Here is a 14,597-nt window from a genome sequence, read left to right on the forward strand (position 1 = left end):
TCGGTCCTTCCTCGGGTAGCATCTTGGTGCAAGAGCCCCTTGCGCTATTGCGCCAGGGGCTTCGTCTATTCCGGGGCACCCGGTTCGACGGCTCAGGCTTTGCCGTACATCGTCGTGCGGCAGGTACGACCTTTACGTACGCCCCCTGACCTTGGACATGCCCCGCCCGGAAGGGGTGTACGCCTGTGCCCGCACTTGTGCTGCTCGGTGCTCAGTGGGGTGACGAGGGCAAGGGGAAGGCCACCGACCTCCTCGGTGGATCCGTTGACTATGTGGTGCGTTACCAGGGCGGCAACAATGCCGGCCACACGGTCGTCGTAGGCGACCAGAAGTACGCACTGCATCTCCTCCCCTCCGGAATCCTTTCGCCGGGGTGTACCCCGGTCATCGGTAACGGTGTCGTCGTCGACCCGGCGGTCCTGCTCTCCGAGCTGAGCGGTCTGAACGAGCGAGGCGTCGACACGTCCAAGCTCCTGATCAGCGGCAACGCTCATTTGATCACTCCGTACAACGTCACCGTCGACAAGGTGACGGAACGCTTCCTCGGTAAGCGCAAGATCGGCACGACCGGGCGCGGTATCGGCCCGACGTACGCCGACAAGATCAACCGTGTGGGCATCCGCGTCCAGGACCTCTACGACGAGTCGATCCTGGAGCAGAAGGTCGAAGCGGCCCTGGAGCAGAAGAACCAGCTCCTCGCCAAGGTCTTCAACCGGCGCGCGATCGAGGCCGACAAGATCGTCGAGGAGATGCTCCAGTACGCGGAGCAGATCAAGCCGTACGTCGCCGACACGACGCTGATCCTGAACGACGCCATCGACGAGGGCAAGGTCGTCCTCTTCGAGGGCGGTCAGGGCACTCTGCTGGACGTCGACCACGGCACGTACCCCTTCGTCACCTCGTCGAACCCGACCGCGGGCGGCGCCTGCACCGGTTCCGGCGTGGGCCCGACGAAGATCAGCCGGGTCATCGGCATCCTCAAGGCCTACACCACCCGCGTCGGTGCCGGCCCCTTCCCGACCGAACTTCTCGACGAGGACGGCGAGGCGCTGCGCCGGATCGGCGGTGAGCGCGGTGTCACCACCGGCCGTGACCGCCGCTGCGGCTGGTTCGACGCCCCGATCGCGCGGTACGCGACCCGGGTCAACGGCCTCACCGACTTCTTCCTCACCAAGCTGGACGTGCTGACCGGCTGGGAGCAGATCCCGGTGTGCGTGGCGTACGAGATCGACGGCAAGCGCGTCGAGGAGCTCCCGTACAGCCAGACCGACTTCCACCACGCGAAGCCGGTCTACGAGATGCTGCCGGGCTGGTCCGAGGACATCACGAAGGCCAAGACCTTCGGCGACCTGCCGAAGAACGCGCAGGCCTACGTGAAGGCGCTGGAGGAGATGTCCGGCGCCCCGATCTCCGCGATCGGTGTCGGCCCCGGCCGTACCGAGACCATCGAGATCAACTCCTTCCTGTAGGGGTTTTCAGCGCGACGGCCGGGCCTTCCTCCGTGGAAGTCCCGGCCGTCGCCGTTGCCCGGGGCGGGTGCCGTCAGGGCAGCTGCCGGAGGAACGCGAACACGAACAGCGCCCCGGCCAGGGAGCAGACGAGCACCGCCGGCAGCACCCAGCCGGGTCTGCGCTCCCCGCGCAGCGGCGCCGTCAGCCGCTCCTGCAGCCGGGCGACGCCACAGAGCGCGACGACCGCGGCGGCGGCGCTGGGGACGGAGACGGCGAAGTGCGCGAGCCAGGCCCCCGCCCTGCCCGGGCCGCCCCACGCGTGGTCGTAGGGGCCCTGGTCGACGAACCCGTAGAACGGCCCCCGGACCACGGCCATCAGGAGCAGGCCGGCCAGGACCAGGGAGAGCGCGCCCAGCAGCACGGTCGCCACGGCGAGGCCGGCCGCCCGTACGGCTCCCGGACGCGCGGTGCCGGGCCCCGCGCCGGCCCGTAGCAGGGAGCGCGCGGACCCGCCCCGGCCCGCGGTGGCCGCGGCGAGCGCTGCCGCTCCGCGGGGCAGCAGGGTGACCGCGTCCCAGGTGCGGAGCGCGATGCGGCGTGCGGTGAGGGAGGTGCGTCGGGTGTTCATGGGCGCGGATGCTAGGAGCGGGTCCGGCCACGCCGCCAGATACCGGGGTACTGTCCCCGCCCCCTACCCGGGTACGGCTCAGCCCTCCCCGCAGAGCCGCATCCCCTTCGGGGTCGCGCACGGAAGATGGCCGTTGGTGCGCATGATCTCCTCGCCGTAGTTGTCCAGGTAGTTCAGGAAGCCGGCCACCAGGGATTCCGCGGGGGGTGATCCGTAGGTGTACGCGTACTCGATCTCCTGGTACGGGTAGCTGCTGGTGCCGATCGTGTCGACGGACGGGGTGGTGCCGTCGATGGCCGTCCGGTGGGCCCCGTCGGGGACTTCGCCGTTGCGCAGTTCGGTGTAGCCGATCGCGCCGTCCAGTTCGGCGACCTCCGACAGGACCTGGTCGGTGCCGTCGAGCTCGCAGCGCATGACCGGGGCGTCGGCGTAGTCCTTGGTGGTGCAGTCGCGCGAGGACGTGGCGAGCTCGTTGGTCTCCAGGACGCGGCGCTGGAAGACCTCGCGGGTACCGGAGTTGGCGTCCCGGCTGACGAGGCGGATCTCCAGGTCGGGGCCGCCCTCGACGATCTCGTTCCAGTTGCGGATCTCGCCGCGGTAGATCCGTCTGATCTGGTCGAGGGAAAGATTCTTCACCGGCACCGTGTCGTTGACGACGAGGGAGAACAGCGAGATGGCGACCGGCTTCCCGTGCAGCTTGGTGAGAGCGGCGGGCCTGGGGCCGTCGGACAGCGCGATCATGGCGGGCGAACCGGCCTGTCCGGCCTTCGCGCCCACGGCGTCGAGCTTCCGCACCCCGGCGTTGCTGCCGTGGATGTCGAGGCGGACCTCGGCGCCCTCGCACTCGTCCTCGTACTTCTCCTCCAACTCCTCCAGGACCGGCTTGAACGCGGTGGAGCCGGTGACCGTGAGGGTGCCCACGGCGCAGTCCATCGGGGGCGGGGAGTCGTCCCGTACGACGATGATGCCGGCGAGGGCGATGACACAGGCGGTGAGGGCCACGGTGATGAGCCTGGCCCCCCGGCCGAAGATCGGGGGCTTCTCGTCGGGGCGGGCCGCCTTGTTCCGCTCCACCTTTCCGTCCCGGATGCTCCCGGTGACGGTGATCGGGCCGCCCACGTTCGAACCCGTGAGCAGCACCAGGAGCTTGAAGTGCTCGTTGCGGTTGAGCGGGACGCGCGGCAGCCAGATGAGGGAGCCGCTGTGCTGGACGGCGTCGTCCGGTGTGAAGGTGTCCATCAGGTGGTCGGCGCCCGGTGCGTGGGTCACGGCGATACCGCGCACGGTGCGGCCCGAGAACTCGACGGTGAGGCCGGGGTGCACGGCGCGCTGGGGGTAGTCGTCCTCGCCGATCGACTGCGAGCCGTCGTTCTCGATGCGGAGCAGGACCAGGGTGGCGTCGGCCATGCCCGGGGTCTCGTTGAAGAGGCCGACCCGCACGTTGACCCGGCCCTGGCTGACTCCGCTGCCTATCGGGGTGTCCATCTGCACGCGGTAGCCGATGCGTTTGCGGCGCGGGACACGCCGCTCGTACCAGAGCACACCCGCCGAGGTCAGGATGCCCAGCAGGGCGGTGAGGACGGCGACGACGTTCTCGGGGGTGAACAACGAATCCATGTCGCTCGCGCTCCCTCGTGGGTGCCGTGGGCCGGACGGCGTCACCGTACGGCCGGGGGCCGAGGGGTAGGGGAGCCTCCGGATTCCTTCCGGTGAAGTTCGCTTTCCGTTCAACAAGCCTGCTTGGCGGTGGAGTTGAGCGGATAGGGTCGATGGGCGAGTTCTGGTCTAGACCTTGACAGGTCCAGACCATCGACGCTTGAGTGGGCCCAACCCCCCATGGCGGCGCTCGCTCACCGCGGGCGCCGCGCCGAAGGAGTGATCACGTGGCCAAACGTGTCATGAGCCTGATCGCCGCGCTGGGCGCGGTCATCGCGACGTTCGTCTTCCTTCCCGTCTCCACGGCGTCGGCCGCAGCCTGCGCCCCGGCCTGGAGCGCCTCCTCCGTCTACACGGGCGGCGGAGCCGCCTCCTACGGCGGTCACAACTGGTCCGCGAAGTGGTGGACCCAGAACGAGCGGCCGGGCACCGCCGACGTCTGGGCCGACCAGGGCAGTTGCGGCTCGGGTGGCGGCGGTACGGACCCGGGGGAGCCGGCCCCCTCCGGCTTCGTCGTGAGCGAGTCCCAGTTCAACCAGATGTTCCCGAACCGGAACTCCTTCTACACCTACAGCGGTCTCACCGCGGCCCTGAGCGCCTACCCCGGCTTCGCCAACACCGGCAGCGACACGGTCAAGAAGCAGGAGGCGGCGGCGTTCCTCGCCAACGTCAGCCATGAGACCGGTGGCCTGGTGCACATCGTCGAGCAGAACACCGCGAACTACCCCCACTACTGCGACACCAGTCAGTCCTACGGCTGCCCGGCCGGTCAGGCCGCCTACTACGGCCGTGGGCCGATCCAGCTCAGCTGGAACTTCAACTACAAGGCCGCCGGTGACGCGCTCGGCATCGACCTGCTGGGCAACCCCTGGCAGGTGGAGCAGAACGCGGCCATCGCCTGGAAGACCGGTCTCTGGTACTGGAACACCCAGTCCGGCCCCGGCACCATGACCCCGCACAACGCCATCGTCAACGGCGCCGGCTTCGGCGAGACGATCCGTTCGATCAACGGCAGCATCGAGTGCAACGGCGGCAACCCCGCCCAGGTGCAGAGCCGCATCGACAAGTACCGGGCGTTCGTGCAGATCCTCGGCACCACGCCCGGCTCGAACCTGAGCTGCTGAACCCGGCCCCACCCCGGGGAGCGGGGGCGTGTCCGGCAGCGGCCGGGCACGCCCCCGATTCGTGCTCCGGGAACGGCGGTTGGCAGGATCACCGACCATGGACACGGACAGCGACGCCACCCCTCCCACGACCACCGAGGGCCGGATCTCCCTGATCGACAGCGTTCTCGCCCTGCCGTACCCGGCCGGGGAGGAGAGCGAGGACAACGGCGTGCGCAGCAGCGGGCCCGGGCACCACCTGCTGATCCTGCGGGCGAGCCAGGACTTCTGGGACGACCGGTCCCCCGAGCTCGTCGAACCCGCCGAGCAGGAGATCGACGACGAGTTCAGCGTCCTGGCGACCGCGATGAGCGGGCGGTGGGGCGAGCCGGAGACCGTCGACCTGTGGCCGTATCTGGAGGGGGACGAGGACGGCGTGCGCGCCGCCGTTCCCGAGCCGATGGGGCAGCTCTGCAATCTGGCGGGCAGCATGCAGGTGTGGCGTGTGCCAGGCGGCACGCGGTGGCTCGGTCTCGCCGTGGGACAGGCCGATCCGGAATTCCCCATCTGGCTGCTGGCCGCCGTGGGAGAGACGTCGATCCTCCCGGGGTGAGCGACCGGACGCGGTCGTCGCGGAGGTCGACCGGGACGCCCCGGTCGACGCTGGGCCTGCCGGGGAGGTCCCCGGAGGGTCAGAGCAGCGGCGGTTTCACGGACATCAGCAGGTGCTGGTGCGTGGCCGCGCCGGTGCCCTCCCCTCCGGTGAGCATGGCGCGCTGTCCCGGCCCCATCAGCTCCATCCGGACGGTCGCATCCTCGAAGGAGGACAGGGCGTCCATCAGATACACGGGGTTGAAGGCCACCGTCATCTCCGCGTCGCCGGGCGAGGCCGTCGGCAGCCGCTGCGAGGCCACGTCGTCCTCGAACCCCGCCTGCAGCAGCACCGACCCCTCCGGGCCGGCGGAGAAGGCCATCTGGAGCGGGCTGCCGTCGTCCGCGACCACGGAGACCCGCCTGACGGCCTCCACCAGGCGAACCCGGTCCAGCACCACGACCGCGGGGTCCACCAGCGCGAACAGCTTGTCGTGACGCGGCAGCCTGCCGTCCAGCAGGCGCACCGTCGTACGCGTACCGGCGTGCTCGAACCCGACCGAACCCCCGTCCACGGCGACGTCGACCTGCCCGGACCTGCCGAGCGACCGGGCGATCTCGGCCAGCCGGCGGGCCGACACCACGACATCGGCCGCCACGTCGGGCGCGGTCGCCTTGAACGGCAGGGTCCGCACCGCGAAGCGGTACCGGTCCGTCGCCGCCAGCGTCATCGTGGAGCCGTCGAGCCCGAGGCGGATCCCGGTGAGCGTCGGCAGGGTGTCGTCCCGCCCCGAGGCCACCGCGACCTGCCCCACCGCCGAGGCGAACTCCCCGGCGTCCACCGCCCCGCGCACCTCCGGCAGCGGCGGCAGGGCGGGATAGTCGTCGAGGGGCAGGAGCGAGAGGCCGAAGCGTGAGCCGTCTCCCGTGACCGTGAGGCGAGAACCCTCCACGGCGCACTCCACGGGCCCCTCGGGCAGCACCTTGCAGATGTCGAGCAGCCGCCGCCCCATGACCAGCACCTTCCCCGGCCGGACGGTGTGCGCCTCCGTCTCGACGCGTGCGGACGCCTCGAAGTCCAGCCCGGACACGAGGAGTCGGCCGGCGTCCGCTTCGAGGAGGAGTCCGCCGAGGACGGGAACGGGGGAACGCGCGGGCAGCACCCGCGCCGCCCGGGAGACGGCATCGGTCAGCGCACCACGTTCCATGCGGAATTCCACAGCAGAGGCCCTCTCCGGCGTACGGCACGGTCGAGAACCACGCTAGGCGGCAGCACTGACAGTCGCCGCGGACCGACGACAGCGACCACCCCCGTGAGCCGCTGCCGCCGTGCCGTCCGGACGTCCCCCGACGTCCTCAGGCCCCCGGATCCGGGACGTCCTGACGTCCCCCGACGTCCCCCGAACGTCCCGGAATACGCTGGGGACTTTAGGTGGACGGGACCGCACGCGGGGAGATTCAAATCGCACTGCGTGGCCTCCGACGGGTATCAAACCGCACAGCCGGACCGGTACTCTGCACTCCGGTTTCGGGGAGGAACGGAGGACGCGTGCGTGCGCGTGAACGGGCCGACGACGTACTGCTGATGTACCGGCTGGCGCGGACCGGCGGGTCGCCGGAACTGCTGCGCAGGCTGGCCCAGCGGGCCGAGGGCTGGGCCGGGATCCTGGACGGGGCCGGCACGGTCCTCCAGGCCGTCGCAGGCAACGTCCGGTGGCCCGGACACGAAGCCGCCGGGCTCGCCGCCCGGGCGGCGCGGGAACTGACGGCCCGGGGCGCCGGTTCGTACGCCCTCGACACCGACGAGTGCTCCGCGCTGCTGCTTCCCCTCGACCGGACACCCGAAACCGACGGCGCGGTCCTCGCTCTCGTCGCGCCCAAGCCGCTGCCCGGCGGGCTGAGCACGCTCATGGCCGACGCGGTGATGCCGCTGGCGCTGTCCTGGGCGTCGGAGAGCGTCGAACGCAAACGGCGGCGGGTGGACCTCGCCGAGTCCCGGGGCCGCGAGGCCGTGCTGCATCTGCTGATGACGGGCCAGCTCTCCATCGCCCACCAGGTGGCGGGCGCCCTGCGGCCGAAACTTCCCGATCCCGTGCGCGTCTGCGTCGTCGAGTGCTCCGGCGGACAGCGGGACGAGGTGGCCCGGATCTTCACGGACGTCTCCGGCGGCCGTACCTGGATCGTGCGCTGCCCGGTCTACGCCCGGCACCTGATCCTGATCGTGCCGGCGGACGAGGGAGCGGACGCGGAAGGGCCGGATAACGGGCACACACTCGGGCCGGCCGTCGCCGGACTCGTGGACGACTGCGTCGTGGGCGTCAGCGAGGAAGTGCGGCTGGCCGACACGGCGACCGCCTACCAGCAGGCCTTCCACGCCCTCGCCGTCGCCCGCGGGCTCCCCGGACGCCACGCCCGGTTCGGCGCCGCCCCGGAGCCCGCGCTGGTGGCCGGCGACGCCGGCGCGCGGTGGGCCGACGCCCTGCTCGCGCCCCTCCTCGCGCATCGGCCGCGCCGTTCGCAGGACCCCGGTAGCCAGGAGCTGTCGGCGACCGTCGCGTCCTGGCTGGCCTTCTCCTCCCACGCCACCCGGCACCTGAAGATCCACCGCAACACCCTGGCCGCCCGTCTGAGGCTCGTCGGCGAGCTCCTCGGCCTGGACCTGAACCGGGTGTCGGACCAGTCCGCCGTCGACCTTGCGCTGCGCATCAGGGCCACTCCGGCCCTGCGCCGTTCCGGCCCCGGTGGCTCCGCGGCGCCCGAGGACCTCGACACGGTCCTGCGCGCCCCCGGAGTCCAGGACTGGGCCGCCCAGCAGCTGCGGATCATCGCTCAGGCCGGCCCCATGGCCGAGGAGACCCTGCGCACGTGGCTGCGCTGGGAGGCCCAACTGAGCCCGACAGCCGCAGCACTGGGTATCTCCGTGCCCGGTGCGCGCAAGCGCCTCACCCGGCTGGAGGCGCTGCTGTGCCGGTCACTGCTCCAGACGCCCAGCGCGCGGTACGACCTGTGGCTCGCGTTCCGGGCGGTCGACCTCACGGCGTGAGCCGGGCCGGGCTCGTACCGCTCAGCCTGTCTTCGTGTACGTCAGGCTCTGGCCGGTGGCGGTGATCTCGCGGCGCAGGGAGCCGTCGGGCAGGAGCGTCAGGACGGTGGGCTCCCCCGGGGTGCACGAGGACCGGGGTTCCCCCTCGGTGACCCGGGAGGGGCCGATACGGACGGGGCCGCCGGGGGCGGGCTCACTCGCCAGGCCGGCCTGGAACAAGCAGCGGTAGGAGCCACCGGTGTCGAGCGGTCCCTCGGCCGTGAGGGACAGCACCGTGTCCCCCACGTCGCCCTGCCGCACGACGAGTTGCCGGGTGGACGCTCCCGCGCCGGTCTCGACGGTGCCGGACCAGGTGCCGAGGAATCCGGCCGGGACGGTGCCGTCGTCGTCCGTGCCGTCGTCGCCCGTGCCGTCCGAGTTCGTGCCGTCGGTGTTCGTGTCGTCGGAGTTCTCGCCGTCCGGGCTCTCTCCGCCCGAGCCCTCGGAACCGTCGTCGGACGGGGAGACGCCGCCGGTCGCGGACACCGTGGGGTCGCCGTCCCCGCTCCGCATGAAGGCGTAGACCCCCCAGCCTGTCCCGACCGCGACGATCAGGGCGACGGCCACCAGCAGCAGGGTGGAGCCCGCCCCGCGGCGCTCGGGCGCGGGCGGCGGGGAGCCGGCCGACGGACCGTACGGCGGCGTGGGCCCGTATCCGTAGGCGCGGACGGGCTGTTGCGGGTAGCCGTACGACGTCGGCTGCGGCACCGGGACGGGCGGCCCGACCACCGTGGGGAGCACATACGGGGCGCCAGGAGGCCGTACCGGCGGGGGCGGCGCCGTTCGCGGGCCCTCCACGGGGCCGCTCTCCTCCGGGTCCTCGGAATCCAGCAGCTCCACCGCGTGCCGGCCCAGCTGGGCGATCAGCGCGCCCGGAAGCCACGGCTCCGCGGTGTCCGTGTCGCCGAGCCGCTCCAGAACGGTGTCCGTGGAGGGCCGCGCGGCCGGGTCCTTCGCCAGACAGTCCCGGATGAGCTCGACCAGGTCGACGGGCACGCCGGTGAGGTCGGGATCCTCCTGCGCGATCCGGAACATCAGCGCATGGGCCCCGCTGTCCGCCACACCGAACGGCATCCGTCCGGTGGCCGCGTACGCCAGCACGGAGCCGAGGCAGAACACATCGCACGCGGGCGTCACCCGCTCGCCCCGCACCTGCTCGGGCGCCATGAATCCGGGGGAGCCGATCATCGCTCCGGTGCGGGTGAGGCCGCCGTCGGCGACGGTCTCCAGGGCCCGGGCGATCCCGAAGTCGATGACCCGGGGGCCGTCGATCGTCATCAGGACGTTGGACGGCTTCAGGTCACGGTGGATCAGTCCGGCCCCGTGGATGTCCTGGAGGGCCCCCGCGAGCCCGGCGCCCAGGATGCGGACGGAGCGCTCGGGGAGCGGACCGTACGCCCCCGATTCGGCCACCGGGGCGCCCGGCAGGCCCGAGACGACGCGGTGGAGCGAGGGGCCCGCGACGTAACCGGTGGCCACCCACGGCACCGCGGCGTCCACTCCGGCGTCGAGCACCGGCGCGGTCCAGGAACCGCCGACCCGCCGGGCGGCCTGCACCTCGGCGCGGAACCGGTCGCGGAAGTGCTGCAGTTCGGCGAGCTCGGGGCGGACCAGTTTGAGTGCGACGGTGCGGCCCCGGTCCGAGCGGGCCAGGAACACCTGGCCCATCCCGCCGGCGCCGAGGCGGCCCAGCAGGCGGTAACCGCCGATGCGTTGCGGATCGCCAGGGCCCAGCTTCTCCATGGTGCGCTTCCTCCCCCGTACGGCCATGGCGGGCCGTGGATCGAGAATAGCGGCGCGGGTGCCCGGAGACCGCTCCTCAGCCCCCGGACGATTCCCGCCGCTGCCCCGCCGGGGACGACAGCGTGTCCATGGCGTCGGAGAGCCGCTCCAGGACCTGGACGGTCCGCGCGAACTCCTCCTCGCCCAGCACCCCGGCCAGCCGCGCCGCGAACTCCGCGTGGGCGGGGATGATCCCGCTCACCGCCGCCCGGCCCTCCTCGGTGGGCCGCAGCAGCTTGGCCCTCCGGTGAGCCGGGTTCGGGACGTATGCGGCGAGGCCCCGTTCGACCAGCAGGTCGGCGATCCGCTGCACGCTCTGCCGGGTGATCCCCATCGCGCGGGCGATCCCCGACACGGGAAGCGGCTCGGCGAGGACCGCGCCGAGGACCTGCCACCGCGCCGCCGTGAGCCCGGCGGGCCCGGCCAGCTCCTCGGCGACGGACAGGAACCGGCCGTTGAGCCGGAACACCCCGATGGCGGTGCGGCTGAGCAGTGAGGGGGCGTCGGCCTTCCCGTCCGCCGGAGCGCTCATTTGTTCAACTCCTCGTAGGCGCTCGCGTCCGAGTCGTGGAAGAGCCGGTACCAGGCGTCCAGCTTCTTCGGTCCGAACACCCCGAGCAGTCCGAAGATCTCGCGGGCGAAGGCGACCGGCTCGGTCGGCCCGGCCGTGACGAGGGCACCGCGGGACGCCCCGCCGCCGTCCGTCACCGCGTCGGCCTCCACGTAGCGCGCACCGCCCGCGTATCCCGTGGCGGCGAGATAGAAGGAGACGGCGCTCGTGTGGGCGCGGTCGTCGAGCAGCCCCTCGCGGGCCAGCCCCGCGGTCGCCCCGCAGATGGCCGCCACGGGCACACCGGCGTCCAGGAAGTCCCGTGCCGCGCGGGCGAAGGGAGCGAGCGTGTCGCCGGTGTCCCAGAGCGAGGCGCCGGTGAGGATCAGCAGCTCGCTGTCGCCGGGCGCCAGGCTGTCGAGCGCCAGGTCGGGCTGGACGCGCATCCCGCCCATGCTGGTGACGGGCGCGGTGGTGAGGCCGACGGTCCGCACGGTGTGGCCGTGCTCGGTGAGCTGGGCCGTCGCGAAGCCCGGCTCCCAGTCGGCGAAGGTGTCGTAGACGGCCAGGTGGACGCTCTTGCCGGTCATGGTGGCCTCCATCGGTGAACTGGCGGGTACCGTGTCGCGCTTTATGACAGAAGACTGTCATGGCGACAGCATGCTGTCAATAGATCGCCCGGTCGCGGCCGTGAACCCGACACCCTGCCGAGCCGTGCGGCCCAGGCCGTACACAGTGGCCATGGAGCACGCCCCGCGCCGCCGCATACGCTCGCCGCATGAGCACCGATGCCCCTCACGCCCCGTACGTCGACTCCGCAGCGGGCGCGGCCGTGAAGGCCGCCGACCGCGCCCACGTGTTCCACTCCTGGTCCGCCCAGGGCCTGATCGACCCGCTCGCCGTCGCCGGCGCCGAGGGGGCGTACTTCTGGGACTACGACGGCAACCGCTACCTGGACTTCACCAGTGGTCTCGTCTTCACCAACATCGGCTACCAGCACCCCACCGTCGTGGCGGCGATCCAGGAGCAGGCCGGCAGGCTCGCCACGTTCGCCCCCGCCTTCGCGGTAGAGGCGCGTTCGGAGGCGGCACGCCTCATCGCCGAGCGGACCCCCGGCGACCTGGACAAGATCTTCTTCACCAACGGCGGCGCCGAAGCCGTCGAGAACGCCGTCCGCATGGCCCGGCTGCACACCGGGCGTCCCAAGGTGCTCTCCGCCTTCCGCTCGTACCACGGCGCCACCGCCACGGCGATCAACCTCACCGGCGACCCGCGCCGCTGGGCGTCCGACACCGGTTCCGCGGGTGTCGTCCGCTTCTGGGCGCCGTTCCTCTACCGGTCCCCGTTCTACGCGCGGACCGAGGCCGAGGAGTGCGCCCGCGCGCTCCAGCACCTGGAGGACACGCTCGCCTTCGAGGGCCCGGCGACCGTCGCCGCCGTCGTCCTGGAGACGATCCCCGGCACGGCGGGCGTCATGACGCCGCCTCCCGGCTATCTCGCGGGTGTCCGCGAGATCTGCGACCGGTACGGGATCGTGTTCGTGCTGGACGAGGTGATGGCCGGTTTCGGGCGCACCGGGAAGTGGTTCGCGGCGGACCACGACGGCGTCGTACCGGACCTCATGACGTTCGCGAAGGGCGTCAACTCCGGTTACGTGCCGCTCGGTGGCGTCGCGATCAGCGCCGAGATCGCCGCCACCTTCGAGACCCGGCCCTACCCCGGCGGGCTCACCTACTCCGGCCACCCGCTGGCCTGTGCCGCGGCTGTCGCGACGATCCGTGTGATGGAGGACGAGAAGGTCGTCGAGAGTGCGGCACACCTCGGTGAGCACGTGCTCGGCCCCGGTCTGCGCGAACTCGCCGAGCGCCACCCGTCCGTCGGCGAGGTGCGGGGGCTGGGCGCCTTCTGGGCGCTGGAGCTGGTCCGTGACAGGGAGACCCGCGAGCCCCTGGTGCCGTACAACGCGACCGGCGAGGCCAACGCCCCGATGGCGGCCTTCGGCGCGGCCTGCAAGAAGCACGGTCTCTGGCCCTTCATCAACATGAACCGCACCCACGTCGTCCCCGCCTGCAACATCACCGAGGCCGAGGCGAAGGAGGGGCTCGCGGCCCTGGACGCCGCCCTCTCGGTCGCCGACGAGCACACGCTGTAGAGGGTGCGCTTGCACACCGTGAACGTCCCGGACGTGGCGCCACCCCCGTCCACCGGCCGGTCTAAGGTGACCCGAGCCGAGAACGGGAGGGGGCGCCATGGGTGCGGGCGGAGGTGTGACCCGCAGTACGCTGCGGCAGCAGATCGCCGACGCGCTGCGTGACGAGGTGCTCGCGGGGCGTCTGCGGCCACGGGTGGAGTTCACCGTCAAGCAGATCGCCGAGCAGTACGGGGTGTCCGCGACGCCCGTCCGGGAAGCGCTCTTCGACCTCTCCGCGCAGGGCCTGCTCGAATCCGACCAGCACCGCGGCTTCCGCGTCCGCGAATTCTCCGTCGCCGACTACCGGGCGATGGTGGAAGCGCGCGCGCTGGTCATAGACGGGGTGTTCCGGCGGATCTTCGACGGGTCCGGTTCGGCGCCCGCCGTGATCGGCGTGCACCGGGCCGCCCTCGTCTCCGTACGGCGCAGGGGCGAGGAGGCGGCACGGGCGGCGCGCGGCGGCGACCTCGACATCCTCATCGGCTACGACCTGCGCTTCTGGCGCGAGCTCGGTGCCGTCGTCGGCAACGCCTACATCAGCGACTTCCTGCAGCGGCTGCGGATGCAGGCCTGGGCCTTCGCCGTCCCGTACCTGCGGGGGGACGGCGATCTGCGCGACTGGCTGTGGAACGGCCACCAGGAGCTGGTGGAGGCGATCGCGGCCGCCGACGGACCGGCCGTGCGCGCGGTGCTGGACGGCTACTACACGCACGGGCTGGACTGGGCGGACCGGCTGGCCGCCGACGACCCCCCGCACCCGGGTCACACCTGAGCGCGCGGGGCGGCGGGGCCCGCACCCTGTGCGCGGGGTCGCGCCCGCATTACGCTGTCCCGACCATCGCACGAACCCGTTGGAGAGCGAGACTTCGTGGCCTGTGACCTGTGGCTGGTCCCCCTCGTCGATGTGCTGTGCCACAGCCCCGACAATCCGTTCGCCGAAGAGATCGCCGTCTACGACAAGGCGTTGACCGAGGCGGGGCTGCCGCCCGTGCCGGTCTACGCCTACATGCCGGGACTCACCGGGGACGTCGCCCCGGTCGCGGGCTTCGACTACGACGCCCTGCACTTCCTGCGCCGCGCCTACCTGCTCCAGCTGAGCGGCCTCGCCGTCACGCCCGTCGACGAACTCGGCGGGGACTACGAGCAGTTGCTGGAGATGTTCGAGCAGAGCGCGCAGGAGTCGCACCTGGTCTGGCACTACGACCACGCCGGAGCGTATGTCCCGGTGGACTTCCCCCGGCCGCTCTCCGACGACCAGCTGCTGGAGGGCGGAGGCCCGCTGGGCTCCTCCCACGGCCTGCTGCGCGAGCTGGAGTTCGTCGCCCCGTCCATCGGCATCGACCCGGCCAACCCGCCGGCCGCCCCGCTCCCGCCCGCCGGCCCCACCTCGCTGGAGGAGCCGGCCGCTCCGGCCCCCTACGACGAAAACCCCTTCGCCCGGGAGCGGCACGTCTGGCTGGGCCTGCACGCGGCGGCCACCCGCAGCCTCGCGCAGGGCTCCATGATCATCTTCAGCTGACCGGTGGCGCCGGCCGCCCCGGCTTCGTCAGCGGGGCGGCTCGG

The 14,597-nt window shown here is 72.0% G+C and carries 13 protein-coding genes; 7 read left to right on the forward strand and 6 right to left on the reverse strand.

All coding sequences use genetic code 11. From position 1 onward, the window contains the following. Positions 1 to 185: 185 nt before the first annotated feature. Positions 186 to 1,469 (forward strand): adenylosuccinate synthase, encoded by a 1,284-nt coding sequence (locus ACZ32T_RS15950; protein WP_356713905.1) that lies wholly within the window; start codon positions 186 to 188, stop codon positions 1,467 to 1,469. A 73-nt stretch (positions 1,470 to 1,542) separates the two neighbouring features. Here the strand turns inward: ACZ32T_RS15950 and ACZ32T_RS15955 are convergent, their stop codons facing one another. Then, complete coding sequence (locus ACZ32T_RS15955) at positions 1,543 to 2,079, reverse strand: hypothetical protein (RefSeq protein WP_467367337.1); 537 nt, start codon at positions 2,077 to 2,079, stop codon at positions 1,543 to 1,545. Between the two features lie 78 nt (positions 2,080 to 2,157). Continuing rightward, the gene (locus ACZ32T_RS15960; protein ID WP_467367339.1) at positions 2,158 to 3,696 is read right to left on the reverse strand and encodes a substrate-binding domain-containing protein; all 1,539 of its coding nucleotides are present in this window, start codon (positions 3,694 to 3,696) and stop codon (positions 2,158 to 2,160) included. 266 nt (positions 3,697 to 3,962) lie between these two features. Between ACZ32T_RS15960 and ACZ32T_RS15965 the strand changes: the two genes are divergently transcribed. Both ACZ32T_RS15965 and ACZ32T_RS15970 read left to right on the forward strand, forming a co-directional pair. Next, on the forward strand, positions 3,963 to 4,859 hold the full coding sequence (locus ACZ32T_RS15965) for a glycoside hydrolase family 19 protein (RefSeq protein WP_467269589.1): 897 nt from the start codon (positions 3,963 to 3,965) through the stop codon (positions 4,857 to 4,859). Between the two features lie 97 nt (positions 4,860 to 4,956). Further along, the gene (locus ACZ32T_RS15970; protein WP_467269590.1) at positions 4,957 to 5,451 is read left to right on the forward strand and encodes a hypothetical protein; all 495 of its coding nucleotides are present in this window, start codon (positions 4,957 to 4,959) and stop codon (positions 5,449 to 5,451) included. Positions 5,452 to 5,530: 79 nt separating this feature from the next. Here ACZ32T_RS15970 and dnaN read toward each other — a convergent pair whose 3' ends face one another. After that, the gene (gene dnaN / locus ACZ32T_RS15975; protein ID WP_467367341.1) at positions 5,531 to 6,649 is read right to left on the reverse strand and encodes a DNA polymerase III subunit beta; all 1,119 of its coding nucleotides are present in this window, start codon (positions 6,647 to 6,649) and stop codon (positions 5,531 to 5,533) included. Positions 6,650 to 7,014: 365 nt separating this feature from the next. On the opposite strand from dnaN, the gene ACZ32T_RS15980 reads away from it, so the two are divergent. After that, positions 7,015 to 8,472, forward strand: a complete 1,458-nt coding sequence (locus tag ACZ32T_RS15980; protein ID WP_467367598.1) for a helix-turn-helix domain-containing protein — start codon at positions 7,015 to 7,017, stop codon at positions 8,470 to 8,472. Between the two features lie 21 nt (positions 8,473 to 8,493). On the opposite strand, the gene ACZ32T_RS15985 is transcribed toward ACZ32T_RS15980, so the two are convergent. The 3 genes from ACZ32T_RS15985 to ACZ32T_RS15995 all read right to left on the reverse strand — a co-directional run bounded on the left by ACZ32T_RS15985 (position 8,494) and on the right by ACZ32T_RS15995 (position 11,433). Next, positions 8,494 to 10,254, reverse strand: a complete 1,761-nt coding sequence (locus tag ACZ32T_RS15985; protein ID WP_467367343.1) for a serine/threonine-protein kinase — start codon at positions 10,252 to 10,254, stop codon at positions 8,494 to 8,496. A gap of 76 nt (positions 10,255 to 10,330) precedes the next feature. Next, entirely contained in the window at positions 10,331 to 10,825 is a 495-nt protein-coding gene (locus tag ACZ32T_RS15990) for a MarR family winged helix-turn-helix transcriptional regulator (protein ID WP_467269596.1), read from the reverse strand. Beyond that, the gene (locus ACZ32T_RS15995; protein ID WP_467367345.1) at positions 10,822 to 11,433 is read right to left on the reverse strand and encodes a DJ-1/PfpI family protein; all 612 of its coding nucleotides are present in this window, start codon (positions 11,431 to 11,433) and stop codon (positions 10,822 to 10,824) included. Before ACZ32T_RS15995 ends, ACZ32T_RS15990 begins: the two co-directional genes overlap by 4 nt. Before the next feature lie 188 nt (positions 11,434 to 11,621). Between ACZ32T_RS15995 and ACZ32T_RS16000 the strand changes: the two genes are divergently transcribed. The 3 genes from ACZ32T_RS16000 to ACZ32T_RS16010 all read left to right on the forward strand — a co-directional run bounded on the left by ACZ32T_RS16000 (position 11,622) and on the right by ACZ32T_RS16010 (position 14,553). Then, positions 11,622 to 12,995 carry an aminotransferase class III-fold pyridoxal phosphate-dependent enzyme gene (locus ACZ32T_RS16000; RefSeq protein ID WP_467269599.1) on the forward strand — a complete coding sequence of 458 codons (1,374 nt, stop codon included), beginning with the start codon at positions 11,622 to 11,624 and terminating at the stop codon, positions 12,993 to 12,995. Positions 12,996 to 13,092: 97 nt separating this feature from the next. After that, complete coding sequence (locus tag ACZ32T_RS16005; RefSeq protein WP_467269601.1) at positions 13,093 to 13,806, forward strand: GntR family transcriptional regulator; 714 nt, start codon at positions 13,093 to 13,095, stop codon at positions 13,804 to 13,806. A 96-nt stretch (positions 13,807 to 13,902) separates the two neighbouring features. After that, the gene (locus ACZ32T_RS16010) at positions 13,903 to 14,553 is read left to right on the forward strand and encodes a hypothetical protein (RefSeq protein ID WP_467269603.1); all 651 of its coding nucleotides are present in this window, start codon (positions 13,903 to 13,905) and stop codon (positions 14,551 to 14,553) included. Positions 14,554 to 14,597 lie beyond the last annotated feature (44 nt).

The organism is Streptomyces sp. NPDC023573, assembly GCF_055559735.1.

Coding starts and splice junctions, on each gene's coding strand:
- ACZ32T_RS16005 (WP_467269601.1), top strand. CDS start 13,093: ATGGGTGCGGGCGGAGGTGTGACCCGCAGTACGCTGCGGCAGCAGATC.
- ACZ32T_RS15995 (WP_467367345.1), bottom strand. CDS start 11,433: ATGACCGGCAAGAGCGTCCACCTGGCCGTCTACGACACCTTCGCCGAC.
- ACZ32T_RS16000 (WP_467269599.1), top strand. CDS start 11,622: ATGAGCACCGATGCCCCTCACGCCCCGTACGTCGACTCCGCAGCGGGC.
- ACZ32T_RS15960 (WP_467367339.1), bottom strand. CDS start 3,696: ATGGATTCGTTGTTCACCCCCGAGAACGTCGTCGCCGTCCTCACCGCC.
- ACZ32T_RS15955 (WP_467367337.1), bottom strand. CDS start 2,079: ATGAACACCCGACGCACCTCCCTCACCGCACGCCGCATCGCGCTCCGC.
- ACZ32T_RS15980 (WP_467367598.1), top strand. CDS start 7,015: ATGTACCGGCTGGCGCGGACCGGCGGGTCGCCGGAACTGCTGCGCAGG.
- ACZ32T_RS15985 (WP_467367343.1), bottom strand. CDS start 10,254: ATGGAGAAGCTGGGCCCTGGCGATCCGCAACGCATCGGCGGTTACCGC.
- ACZ32T_RS15990 (WP_467269596.1), bottom strand. CDS start 10,825: ATGAGCGCTCCGGCGGACGGGAAGGCCGACGCCCCCTCACTGCTCAGC.
- ACZ32T_RS15970 (WP_467269590.1), top strand. CDS start 4,957: ATGGACACGGACAGCGACGCCACCCCTCCCACGACCACCGAGGGCCGG.